The organism is Myxococcus sp. AB056, assembly GCF_006547365.1.
GTDB classification, from domain to species: Bacteria; Myxococcota; Myxococcia; order Myxococcales; family Myxococcaceae; genus Myxococcus; species Myxococcus virescens.
In genome coordinates this window covers 1-12,247 of sequence record NZ_VHLB01000029.1, presented here as the reverse complement: position 1 = coordinate 12,247, position 12,247 = coordinate 1, and the positions used below count along the sequence as shown (strand labels likewise).

Below are 12,247 nucleotides of genomic sequence, written 5' to 3'. Positions count from 1 at the left end.
GAACGGCCTTTCCCTGTACAAGCCATGTATCCCCCTCAAAAGACACGACTTTCTCCCGAGGAAGAGGGGCAGCCGAGGCTGTTGTCCATCGGTCAATCGGCCGGTGGAATGCGACTTGGGGGGGCGCCCTGGCTCACGTTGATCCTCGCCACCGTGCTGGTGGGCATCCACGGCGCGGCGCGAGCCGCGGGGCCGGTGGGGCTGGACACCCTGCTGCGGTGGGGCGCGAAGGCGGGGCCTCTGGTGGTGGACGCGGGCCAGGTCTGGCGGCTCGTCACCGCCCACTTCCTGCACCGGGACTTCCCCCACCTGGCGCTCAATGTCCTGGTGCTGTTGGCGGCGGGAAGCGGCCTGGAGCGCCTGTGTCGGCGCCGGGACTACGCGGCGCTGCTGGTGGCGGCGGGGCTGGCCACCATGGCGGGCTCGCTCGGCAACTCCGGGGGGGTGAGCGTGGGGGCCTCCGGGCTCGTATATGCCTGTGTGGGTGCCTTGCTCGTCCTGGGCCGGCGTCACCGGGCGAAGCTGCCGGCGCGGTGGATGTCCAGCGAGGCCGCGGTGCCCACGGTGCTCGTCTTCATATGGATAGGGTGGACGTCGGTGGGCGTGGACAACGCGGGGCACCTGGGCGGATTGCTCGCGGGGCTGCTGGCGGGCGTCTTCCTGGAGCCGCGCTGGCACCCGGACACAAGCTGGCTGCGCCCGGTGGGGATGGTGGTGGCGGCGGTGGTGGTGACGGGGGGCGTGGTGGCGGAGCGTTCCGTCTGGCGCACGGAGCGGGATGACGGCTTTGGCCTCTCCGTGGCGCTGCCGCGCGACTGGCGGGGCGACGTGGACGGGCAGGGCCGGCGGGCCTTCTCCAACGGGCTGCTGGGGCGTGGCCGCGCGACCTTCTCGGCGGAGGCCATCGAGGCGGGAGAGCCAGGAGACGGCTCGGTCCAGGCGCGGCAGTTCCAGCAGGAGGTGCTGGTGCAGGGCGCTCCGAGCCCCGAGGGGCGGACGCTGGAGGTGACGGGGCCGGTGGCGGCGCGCGTGGGCGGGCGGAGCGCGCAGCGGCTGCATGCGGAGTTGGAGGGGCCAGGGGGGCCCACTCATCTGATGGCGCTCTTCGTGCCACGGGGGGAGTGGGTGTACCGGCTGGTGTTCACCTGGCCCGCGGCGTACCCCGCCTACCGCGCGGTGGTGGACCGGATGGTGGCGGAGGTGCGCTTCGACGAGCCGTCCGTCCTGCGCGAGGCGCGGGCCAAAGCGCTGCTCGTTCCGGGGGCGCCGGGACCGCTGCGTGCATTGGGCGGAGTGCTGCGCCGCCTGGGCCTTCCCAAGGAAGCAGTGGCGCCGTTGAGCGAGTCCGTGCGGTTGGCGCCCGCTCATGTGGAGACGCGTGTCGAGCTGGCGCGCGCGCTCCTGGAGGCATCGCGCGTGGAGGAGGGGTGTCACGCCGCCGCGGAGGCGCGGGTGTACGGGCCCTGGGACACAGGCGCGCTGGAGGCCGGCGTGCGCTGTGAGCTGTCACGCGGCAACGTCGCGCGGGCCCTGGAGCGCCTGGTGGAAGCGCGCCGGGTGGACCCTCAGGATGCCCGGCTGCGCGCGGCGGAGCTCGCGCTGCGGACGGTGCTGGAGGCTGCGCCGCACCACTGAAAATCAGGTCGGAAAGTGTAGGCGAAACTCCCGAGAATCATCGCAGATAACCCCAATGTAGGCCGAAGGCACACGCAGAGGGGGGACACCATGACGAGGATTTTTGGAAAGCCGACCGTTTCGCCCAGCAAGCCGCCCGTCAATCTGGGCGCCACCGGGGTGGAAATCGGGGACAGGACCGTCAACGCACTTCAGCTCGGAGCGACCGGCGCGAAGAGCGTGGGAGGCAAGAGCGGGACATCGGAGCAGGTCCAGACGCCGCCGCACTCGGTGATGAGCCAGGTGGGCAGCATGTCCGGCACGGCGAACAACGCCATCAACGTGGCGGACACCTTTGAGTCGGGCGTCCGCGTCATCAAGGATGGGCTGCAGGGCAACATGCCTTCGTCGATGCCCTCGACGACCGTCGCGAAGACGGTGGGCAAGGCCGTGCCGTTCCTGAACGTCTTCAGCACGCTGTCCTCGTTGTCCAACACGCGGGACGTGTTCACCAACCCGACGTCCACGCCGTCGCAGAAGGCGTATGCGGTCATCGACTCGGCGACCTCTGTTCTCTCCGCGGTGCCTTACCCGCCTGTGGCGCTGGGGGCGACGCTCGTGAACGTGTTGAACGGCGCCGTCACGCCGACAGAGCCGAAGTGAGCCAGCGCCGGGCGCTCCTTGGGGGGAGCGCCCGGGCGCCTTGCTTCAGTCCTCGTCCTTGAGCAGGAAGTCTTTGTTCGCATCATCGGGCGCCGAAAACTCGGACCGCGAGCCCGACGTTCGCGGTCCACTCACTGCGCCGGTCCAGCCCCGCGTCCCGGTGGACATAGGCCCCGCTCAACTGGAGCACCACGGGCTGGTCCGCCACCGCGAGCACGACACGCTCCAGGCCCACGTCCGTCCTGGCGCGGAAGTACAGCCCACGCTCGATTCCGATGCTCCAGCCCGCGAGCCCCGATGCGCGCAGGGCCCACAGTCCGTCCCGTGACTCCAGGCCCGCGTCGAACATCAGCTCGGTGAAGGGCGCCACCGTGTGCGAGACGCCCTCCCGGGAGCGCCGCACCGCGTGCCCGGCGACGGGCCCCACGCCGAACCACACCCGCTCCGTCTCCGCGCGCATCGGGTCCAGCAGCAGGCCCAGCCGTCCCGTTTCCAAGGTCCAACCGGGGCCCTCCCAGACGCGGCGCTCCAGGTGCCCCAGTCGCAGCGCCACCGTCACGTCGAAGGGGAAGGGAATGCGCGCTGGCCGCGCCGTGGGCACCAGGATGAAGCCTTCCTCCAGGTGCCGGCGCAGCGTCCCGTCATACGCGGTGAAGGTGAGCCCACGCTGCTCCCCATCCCACGCCTCCAGACCGAGCAGCCGGTGGTTGTTGAACCAGGGCGAGCCCTTGCTCCGGCTGCTGCGTCCGCTTCGGATGTGCACGCCCGTGCGCACCGCCTGCGCCATCGCCGAGCGGCTGAGCCGCGTGCGCGTGCCCACCACGAAGCCGTCGCCGGGGTCGAAGCAGATGGGGTAGCGCTCACCGCGTTCGTCCAGGGCCACGCAGGCGTCGTCATCGGGCACGCCCCGCGGCACGTCCGCGGCGGTGGCCAGCAGCAGCGCCAGTCCGAGCATCAGCATGGAGGCCTACTCCTTCACGGACGTGGCCAGGGGCGCGGAGCGACGCGCGGGAGCCCAGAGGGAGAAGCGCAGGCCCGCGGACGCGGACCATTCCCACTGCTCGGGGACGCCCGCGATGTCGCCACGCTTCATTCCGCGGCCATCCACGAGCAGGCTCAACGGCTGGTCGTTGATGGCCAGGAGGATGACCTCGTAGCCGGCCTGGAGCCGCAGCCGCTCCGGCCTCAGCGGGCGGCCCGCGACGGCCGGGGCCAGCAACACCTTCTCCGCCTCCACCCCCAGCCGCAGGTGGTGGAAGCCGTCCCGGTCCAGCGTCAGGTCTGCTTCGAGCGCCGCGCCGGGGACGAAGGTGTTGAAGCCATTCGCGTAGTCCCGCTCGAAGGATGGACCGGCGCGCACGCGCACGTAGGACACCAGGTCCTTCGAACGCCACAGGTCCACCGTGGCGTGGAGCGTGCCCCAGGTGAGGAAGCGCCCCGCTTCGCCGCTGCGTTCGAGTTCCTCCACGCGGAGCGTCTCCATCCACAAGCCCAGGTTGAGGTGGAGGTCATGCCGCCGCGGCTTGCCGAAGAAGGTCGTCACGCTGAAGAGCGGGTCGTCGCGCTCGACGCTGAAGTCATAACGCGCCGCCGTCAGGTCGAGCGAGGGCACGCCCAGGTGCAGCTCCGTCTCCAGGAAGCGGAGCCGGTGCAGCCGCTTCCCCCGGTGGGACGGTGCCTCCACCGCGATGCCGAAGTCGGCGCGCATGCGGCCCTGCACCTGGCCGTCATGCCACAGGGGCGCCCAGGCGCCTCCGAGCCAGACGCGCCGGTTCAGGTCGAAGTTGAACTGCATCATCCGCCCGCGCTCGTCGCGGTACCAGCCGGGTGGGGCCGCCGCGCGGGCCGGCTCCATTCGATAACCCTTCACCCGCTCCGCCGTTTCCTCATCGAACCCGCTGGAGCAGGTCGTCGCCCGCGCTTGCAGCCGGTCCGTCTCCACGCCCTCGGCGTCCAGCTCCCTCAACGGGGACACCCGGCACACCTGAGCGGTGTCGTCACACTGGGCCCGCCACTCGCCGGAGGGAACATTCTTCGTCGGTGGCAGCCGCAAGCACACCGTGGGGGCGCGCCATGCCTGGACCGGAAGCGGGGTGGTGGGCGGCTGAAGGACAGGGGCCTCGTTCCCTGGCTGCGCGAGCAAGAGGGCGCAAGCCAGGGACACTGCGGGGGCGAGCATGATGTCTCCTCGGCGGCCACGTCCCGTCGGCCTCGGGACGCACCGCCGGCCCCGGGCGTTTCAAGCGCCGTGCCTCTGCCGAGGAGCCGTGCTTTCGCGGGGTTGACGCCCCTGTCGTGTACATCCCCCTGCACAACGGCGCGCAGTCAGGCTCACGGCAGAGGCCGTTGGCGGTGGTCGACCGGAGGGGGCCGCGGGGATATAACGCCGCGTCCTGCCGAGGGTGGGCGGCCCACCGCCCGGAACGACTCAAGGAGCTTCAGTCCGTGGAGAGCGAAGTCGAACAGCAGCGGGAGCAGACCTTCGTCGAGGCCATCCTCGGCAAGGACTTCTTCCAGGCGAAGTGGGCGAAGCGGTGGCTGGAGCTGTCCTTCAGTCTGCGCGTCGTGACGGCCACGGCGGGCTTCGCGGCCCTGCTCTTCCTTCCCTACCTGGGCGCGGTGGGGCTCTGGGACCCCTGGGAGACGCACTACGGCGAAGTCGCGCGGATGATGATTGTCCGCCAGGACTACGTGTATCCCTTCTGGGAGAACTCGTGGTTCTTCTCCAAGCCGCCGCTCACGATGTGGATGCAGGCGCTGGGCATGAACGTGGTGGGGGCGGCGAACCCGGGTGGGATGCTGGGCCGCTATACGGAGTGGGGCATGCGGATGCCCTTCGCGCTCCTGAGCATCACCGCGGTGGCGCTGCTGTCACTGGCGGTTGCGCGCGTGGTGTCCCGGCGCGCGGGATTGGCCACCGGCTTCGTGCTGGCCACCATGCCGCTGTACTTCCTGCTCACGCGGCAGACGGTGACGGACACGCCCTTCGTCACCACCTTCATCTGCGCCATGGCGTGCGCGCTCATCGGCCAGCTGGATGCGACGACGAAGCACCGCGCCGCCTGGTGGTACGGCTTCTATTTCTTCGCCGGCCTGTCCGCGTTGGCCAAGGGCCTGCTGGGCGTGGGCCTGCCCGCCGTCATCCTGGTGCTGTACGCGGCCCTGTCCGTCATCCCCTGGGACAGCGACAGCCTGGACGCGCACCTGAAGTGGCTCACGCAGTCCCGCTTCCGCAAGGACGTGCGCGAGGGCCGGCAGCCCATGCCCGTGCTGTGGGGGCAGATGTTCAAGATGCACCTGGGCACGGGCATCCTGGTGTTCTTCGCGGTGGCGGGCCCCTGGTACCTGACGCTGTCGCTCTTCGGCTCCGTGGACGATGAGGGCAAGCTCTTCTGGTACCGCTTCTTCGTCCACGACCACCTCAACCGCCTCACGGCGGGCGTGCACACCACCACGCCGGGCGGCACGTTCATCTACTTCATCGAGCAGGGGGGCTTCGCCATCTTCCCCTGGGTGGCGCTGCTGCCCGGCGCCTTCGCGGTGGTGGCGCGGCTGAAGCTGCGCTCGGAGAAGGCGGCGGACCACCTGGCCATCATCGCGGTGCTGTGGGTGGCCTTCTCCTTCTGGCTGCTGTCGTCCAGCGCCACCAAGTTCCACCACTACGTCTTCCCGGTGCTGCCGGGTGTGGCCGTCCTCCTGGCGCTCTTCATCGACCGGCTGTGGGAGGAGGGCATCTCCGCGCACGCGGTGAGCCTCATCTTCGGGTTCCTGCTCTTCGTCCTGGTGGGGAAGAACATCGCGGAGAACCCGAAGATCTTCACCGACCTGTTCGTCTACAACTACGACCGGACCTATCCGCAGGACCTGGTGACGAAGCCCATCGCGTTCTTCACCTCGCGCCCGCTGTGGACGGGCGATTTGGTGACGCTGGTGCTGCTGGCCTTCGGCGTCTACCTGTCCTTCGATGCCTTCTCCGCGAAGGGGCGGGCCCGGACGACGCCGAGCGCGCGCGCCGTGGCACTGATGCTGCTCCTGGGCGGCGTGGCGACGCTGGGCGCGGTGAGCGCCCAGGCCCAGGTGTCCGCCAAGGCGCTGGTGGGCGTGGCGGTGCTGGCGGTGGCGGGCTATCTGGCGTGGGAGTCCATGCGGCCGGGCGCGGAAGGCCGCGCGTCGCTCCAGACACTGGCCGGCGTGCTGGCCGTGGTGGGCATCGCATTCGCGGTGCGGGGCTTCCGCCAGCCGGCGGCGGAGGACTCGCTGCTCAAGGCGCTGTCGGAGCCCGTCAACGTCAAGAAGACGCTGGGCTTCGCCTTCGCGGTGGCAGGCGGCATGGCGGTGGTGGCGTCGTTGATGCGGGCGCGGGCGATGCTGTTCGGCACCTTCTGGGTGCTCGCGGCGGGCATGGCCCTCTGGTTCAACTGGAACCACTGGGTGGACCTGTCCCACCACTGGACGCAGCGCGACCTCTTCTGGCGCTACTACGCGCAGCGTCAGGCGGGCGAGCCCATCGTCGCGTACATGATGAACTGGCGCGGCGAGACGTTCTACTCGCAGAACACGGTGGAGCAGTACCGCGTGTCGGACGCGAACGCGCGCATGCGCGCCCTGGCGCAGCGGCCGGGTCGTGAGTGGGCCCTGGTGGAGCACAACCGGCTCAACCTGCTGCGCACCGCGGTGGGCTCGGACAAGGTCGTCACGCCGGTGGACCGCGACATCAACAACAAGTTCGTCCTGGTGACCATCGATTGAGCGGCATCCACGTCCAGGACCTGGGCAAGCGCTTCGGAGACCGGGTGGCCGTGGAGGCGTTGTCCTTCCACGTGCGGCCCGGCGAGGTATTCGGCCTGCTGGGGCCCAACGGCGCGGGGAAGACGACCACGGTGCGCATGCTCACGGGGCTGCTTCAGCCCACCGAGGGCGAGGCCACCGTGTGGGGCCACCGGGTGGACCGCGACGGCGAGCCGCTGCGCAAGGTGGTGGGCCTGCTCACCGAGCAGCCCGGCCTCTACGACAGGCTCACCGCGCGAGAGAACCTGCGCTTCTTCATGAAGCTGCATGAGCTGGATGAAGCCGCGGCCTGGCCTCGGGCCCGGCACTACCTGGAGCGCTTCGGGTTGGGTGGGCGCGAGGAGGAGCCGGTGGGCGGCTTCTCCAAAGGGATGCGGCAGAAGCTGGCCATCGTCCGGACGCTGGTGCACGACCCGAAGGTCATCTTCCTGGACGAGCCCACCAGCGGCCTGGACCCGGAGTCGGCGCGCACCGTGCGCGACGCCGTGGCGGAGCTGGCGTCGGAGGGGCGCACCATCGTCCTGTGCTCGCACAACCTGGCGGAGGTGGAGCGCCTGTGTGAGCGCGTGGCGGTGGTGAAGCGCCGCCTGCTGGCCATGGGCCCCGTCCGCGAGCTGCGGCACGCGGGACAGGCGCTGGAGGTGCGCGTGGAAGGGGAGGCGGAGCGCTTTCGCGGCGCGCTGGCCCAACTGCCCTTCGCGCCCAACGTGCTGGCCGAAGGGCCGAAGCTGCGCGTGATGCTGGCGGACGATGCGCAGGCGCCCGACGTGGTGGCGTGCCTGGTGGGAGCGGGTGCGCGGGTGCACAGCGCGGTGCCCACGCAGCGTCCCCTGGAAGAGGTCTATCTGGAGCTGCTGCGCGAGGGGAGGGGGTAGCCCATGGCGTTCCGTCCGAAGCGGGCCCTGGCGGTGTTCTGGAAGGACTTCCTGGACCTGCGAAAGAACGTGGGCCTGCTGGTGTCCATGATGGTGCTCCCGGCCGTCATGGTGCTGGTGCCCATTGGCGTGGTGTGGACGTACGTGCGCACGCCGGACCACGCGGACCTGCGCAGCGTGGCGCTCTTCTACGATCCCACGCTGCCGTTGGGCGCCAGCGCCGCGCGCTTCCTCATCGACAAGACGCTCACCGACTGGTTCGGCATGTTCCTGGTGATGCCGGTGTTCGTGCCCATCCTCATCGCGTCCCAGAGTGTGGCGGGGGAGAAGGAGCGGCGCACGCTGGAGCCGCTCCTGGCCTCGCCCGTGACGGCGGCGGAGCTGGTGACGGGCAAGAGCCTGGCGGCGCTGGTGCCGTCCGTGGCGATTACGTGGACGGCCTTCGTCTTGTTCTGCGTGGGCGTGGACATCGTCGCGTGGCCGCTGGTGCAGATGCCGCTGATGCCCAACGCGCTGTGGACCTTCGGCGTGTTCGTCATCGCGCCGCTGTTCGCCTTCTTCGGCAACGGGGTGGCGGTGCTCATCTCCGCCCGGGTGAGCGAGGCGCGCATGGCCCAGCAGTTGTCCGCGCTGGTGGTGCTGCCCATCGTGGGCATGGTGGGTGGGCAGGTGGCGGGCGTGCTCAAGGCGGGCTTCGGCTACTACCTGCTTCAGGGCGCGGTGGTGCTGGTGCTGGACGCCCTCCTGCTGTGGGCCAGTATCCGCTTGTTGGACCGCGAGCGGCTGGTGAGCCGTTGGGGCTAGCGCGGACGCTGGCCGTCGCTTTCCAGGGCATCCGGCCTGCCGAGCGGCTAGGCTTTCGCCAGTGAAACTGGCATGTTGCGAGCAGGTGCCGGTACGCGAGCGCGCGCGCTTTCGTCCGGGATGCCATGCTCTTAAAAGGGTTGGGGTGGCGGCGCGGGTTGACCGGCTGCCAACGCGGCCACGGAGGCGCTGACGGCAATGGGTATCTTCGACAGCATCAAGGGTGAGACGAAGCGCAACTTCATCGCCCGGGCGGACTCGGCGAAGGGCGACATCATCTACAAGTATCCGGAGAACAACGTCCGGATGCTGACCCAGCTCACCGTCGATGCGGACGAGGTCGCCCTCTTCGTGAAGGACGGCAAGGTGGAGGGCAAGCTGGGGCCCGGCCGTCACTCACTGGACACGAACAACATCCCGTTCCTGTCCCGCCTCATCGAAGGCTTCACGGGCGGCAACCTCTTCATCTCCGAAATCTTCTTCGTCTCCACCCGGGAGTTCGCCGGCGTGAAGTTCGGCGGTCCCATCGGTGACGTGCGCGACCCGGAGACGGGCCTGGGCATCGGCACCATGGTGTACGGCGACTTCTCCATCCGCGTGACGGACCCGGAGCGCCTGGTGGTGGGCCTGGTGGGCATGGGCCGCACCGGCAACGACGAGCTGCTCGGCTGGTTCAAGAACCAGGTGCTGAAGGTGACGCGCGACCGCATCGCGGAGCTGCTCGTCAAGAAGCGCTGGCCGCTGCTCGACGTGACGAGCGGCGCGTACACCGAGGAGATCGAGACCGAGGTCATCTCCGGGCTCAAGCCCCACGTGGACGGCTACGGCCTCACCGTGGTGCGGATGGGCAACTTCCACGTCTCCATCAAGGAGGAGGACGAGGCGACGCTGAAGAAGCTGGGCAAGGACGTGGCGTACTCGCGTCTGGCCGGTGGCTTCCAGCAGTACGCGCAGGGTCAGGCGATGCTCGGCGCGGCCGAGGGCATGGCCAAGGGCGGTGACGGCGGTGGTGGCGCGGGCAACGCGCTGGGCGGCATGGGCATGGGCATGGGCTTCGGCATGGCCCAGCAGTTCATGAACCAGCAGCAGCACCAGCAGCGGCCTCCGGAGCCCGCGCCCGCGGCGCCCCCGGCGGACACGCGCAGCCCCGCGCAGCGCCTGAAGGAAATCAAGGAGCTGAAGGACGCAGGCGTCCTCAGTGACGAGGAGTACAATGCGAAGCGCGCGGAGCTGATGAAGCTCCTGTAGTTCCCTTCGTGTGCCCTTGCGGTACCCAGAGCCTCCGTCCGACACCGGGCGGGGGCTCTCGTGCTTTCCCTGACATGCACTGGGGCCGGATGGACCTCAAACGTTCCCTGCGCTACATAGGGGCCGCCGCGGTCGTCGTGCGATGTGCGTTTCAGGGCGCCCCACCTGGGGACTCAGATGGCGTGCGCCGTGCACGGGCGCGTGTGGGACGTGTCGCAGGAGGTACGTATTCCTGCGGGCCGGACGTCCCCGTGCCAGTCATGCGCTGGCCGCTCGTTCCCAGGGAGACAGGCGTTGATGCCCCTTCGTTTCAAGTCCCGCTCGGCGTTGTTGTGGCTCACTCTTTCACTGTCCGCCTGCCGTGAGGATGCCCCGCCGGCGCCAGTCGTTCCGCCCATTGAAAACCCGCGGGAAGAGCAGTCGGTTCCGTACGTGTCCATCGATGGCATGGACAATGCGTCCGGCTTCCTGCGGGGCACCATCCAGGGGCAGGGCGACATCAGGGCCGTGGAAGTCCACGTGGACGGCGTGCTGCTCGGCTGGGCCGAGGTGAATGGTGACCAGTGGAGCATCCAATGGCTGCCCGGCGCGACGAGACATTCCATCGAGGTGGTGGCCCATGACGGCTCGGGCACTCCGGCCCGCGCGTCGCTGGCGCTCCAGCCGTTGGACTTCGCCACGTCGCACGCGCTCTACCAGCCCCCGTCGCTGCTGACGCTGCCCACGAGCGAGTCCGCGACGACGCGCTACACGCTGGATGGCTCGACGCCGACGGCCCACTCGCCCATCTACACCTCGCCGTTGGTCCTGATGCGTTCACAAGGCGAGCCCACGCCCCTGTCCCTCATCCCCACGAATCCGCCGGAGACGCCGGTGGAGTGGCGATGGCTGCCGCCTCGCGGGCCGGTGGGCCGCGCCGCCGTGGTGCGGTTCCAGCAGTTCCAGGACGCCACGCCCGTAGGCGCTTCCGGCACGCGCAGCTATCTCATCGACAAGTCACATGGTTCGTTGCCGGTGATGTCCCTGTCGGTGGACGCGGAGCACTTCTTTGGCTTCGAGCACGGCATCTACGTCCCCGGACGGATTCACGCGGAAGACCCCATGCCGGACGTGATGTGGGGCAACGGCAACTATCACCAGGGTGGCAAGGACTGGGAGCGCCCCCTCCACGTGGAGTGGTTCGAAGTGGAAGGCCAGCCGGTGATTTCGCAGGGGGCGGGCGTGCGCATCCACGGCTCGGGCAGCGCGGCGCTGCCGCACAAGAGCCTGCGCCTGTACGCGAAGGAGGACTACGGGCCGAAGACGTTCCGCGCGGCGGTGTTCCCCGGCGAGCCGCTGGATGAATACACGCGGCTCATCGTCCGCACGTCGGGCCAGGACCTGCTGTACTCCAAGATTCGCGACTGCGCGCTTCAGGGGCTGCTGCGGGAGACGGCGCTGCACCTGCAGGCCTGCCGCCCCACGGTCCTGTACCTCAACGGCGAGTACTGGGGCCTGCATGAGCTGCGCGAGCGGTATGACGAGTACTACCTCGCGTCGCGCCACGGCATCGACCGCAAGAAGGTGGCCATCCTGGAGCTGGATGGGGTGCTCGACACCGGCGAGGAAGGCGACGAGTCGCACTACCTCGCGCTCCTGGACTTCGTCCGGAACAACGACCTCTCGCTGCCGGAGAACCTGGCCCACGTGGAGTCGATGATGGATGTGGACGACTTCATCGACTATCAAATCGCGGAGATCTTCTTCGCGAACACGGACTGGCCCCACAACAACGTCAAGTTCTGGCGCTACGTCCAGCCGGAGTCCGGTGGGGCCGCGGCGAAGGACGGCCGCTGGCGCTGGCTGGTCTATGACTTGGACAACGCCTTCCTCGGTGACCCGGGCTACGACTCGCTGGCCCGGGTGATGACGGACGAGTCACTCCCGGAGTGGTCCGTGCTGCTCATCCGCCAGTTGATGACGAACGCGGACTTCAAGAGCCGCTTCGTGTCGCGCTTCCAGTGGCACCTGGACAACACCTTCCGCGCGGAGCGCGTGACGGCGCAGCTGGAGTCGCTGGCCGACCTGGTCGCCGCGGAGATTCCCGCGCACATCGAGCGTTGGGGCTATCCAGTGTCTGTGGAGTCGTGGCGCTACTACGTGGACGCGATGCGTGACTACGCCACGCAGCGGCCCACGCACGTGCGCCAGCACCTGGAAGCGAGCTTCGGTCCCTTCTAGGGGGCCGGCGCGGGCGGGGTGGGGGGCTGTCTCTT

The 12,247-nt window shown here is 69.3% G+C and carries 9 protein-coding genes; 7 read left to right on the top strand and 2 right to left on the bottom strand.

Annotated features, from left to right (window positions below):
- Positions 1-108: 108 nt before the first annotated feature.
- Together FMP39_RS15080 and FMP39_RS15075 are read left to right on the top strand one after the other, a co-directional pair.
- Complete coding sequence (locus FMP39_RS15080) at positions 109-1,635, top strand: rhomboid family intramembrane serine protease (RefSeq protein WP_141590698.1); 1,527 nt, start codon at positions 109-111, stop codon at positions 1,633-1,635.
- A 90-nt stretch (positions 1,636-1,725) separates the two neighbouring features.
- A complete protein-coding gene (locus tag FMP39_RS15075) occupies positions 1,726-2,277 on the top strand; it encodes a hypothetical protein (RefSeq protein WP_141590696.1) in 552 nt (183 codons plus the stop codon).
- A gap of 82 nt (positions 2,278-2,359) precedes the next feature.
- Here the strand turns inward: FMP39_RS15075 and FMP39_RS15070 are convergent, their stop codons facing one another.
- Together FMP39_RS15070 and FMP39_RS15065 are read right to left on the bottom strand one after the other, a co-directional pair.
- Positions 2,360-3,238 carry a hypothetical protein gene (locus FMP39_RS15070; protein ID WP_141590694.1) on the bottom strand — a complete coding sequence of 293 codons (879 nt, stop codon included), beginning with the start codon at positions 3,236-3,238 and terminating at the stop codon, positions 2,360-2,362.
- 6 nt (positions 3,239-3,244) lie between these two features.
- Entirely contained in the window at positions 3,245-4,456 is a 1,212-nt protein-coding gene (locus FMP39_RS15065) for a hypothetical protein (protein ID WP_141590691.1), read from the bottom strand.
- Between the two features lie 266 nt (positions 4,457-4,722).
- On the opposite strand from FMP39_RS15065, the gene FMP39_RS15060 reads away from it, so the two are divergent.
- From FMP39_RS15060 to FMP39_RS15040, 5 genes are all read left to right on the top strand, one after another.
- Positions 4,723-7,026 (top strand): glycosyltransferase family 39 protein, encoded by a 2,304-nt coding sequence (locus tag FMP39_RS15060; protein WP_141590689.1) that lies wholly within the window; start codon positions 4,723-4,725, stop codon positions 7,024-7,026.
- Positions 7,023-7,940, top strand: a complete 918-nt coding sequence (locus tag FMP39_RS15055; protein ID WP_141590687.1) for an ABC transporter ATP-binding protein — start codon at positions 7,023-7,025, stop codon at positions 7,938-7,940. The genes FMP39_RS15060 and FMP39_RS15055 overlap by 4 nt, the downstream gene beginning before the upstream one ends.
- A gap of 3 nt (positions 7,941-7,943) precedes the next feature.
- Positions 7,944-8,744, top strand: a complete 801-nt coding sequence (locus FMP39_RS15050; protein WP_141590685.1) for an ABC transporter permease subunit — start codon at positions 7,944-7,946, stop codon at positions 8,742-8,744.
- A 198-nt stretch (positions 8,745-8,942) separates the two neighbouring features.
- Positions 8,943-9,992 (top strand): SPFH domain-containing protein, encoded by a 1,050-nt coding sequence (locus tag FMP39_RS15045; RefSeq protein WP_141590683.1) that lies wholly within the window; start codon positions 8,943-8,945, stop codon positions 9,990-9,992.
- Positions 9,993-10,424: 432 nt separating this feature from the next.
- Positions 10,425-12,212 carry a CotH kinase family protein gene (locus tag FMP39_RS15040; RefSeq protein ID WP_228558006.1) on the top strand — a complete coding sequence of 596 codons (1,788 nt, stop codon included), beginning with the start codon at positions 10,425-10,427 and terminating at the stop codon, positions 12,210-12,212.
- The last annotated feature ends 35 nt before the right edge of the window (positions 12,213-12,247 follow it).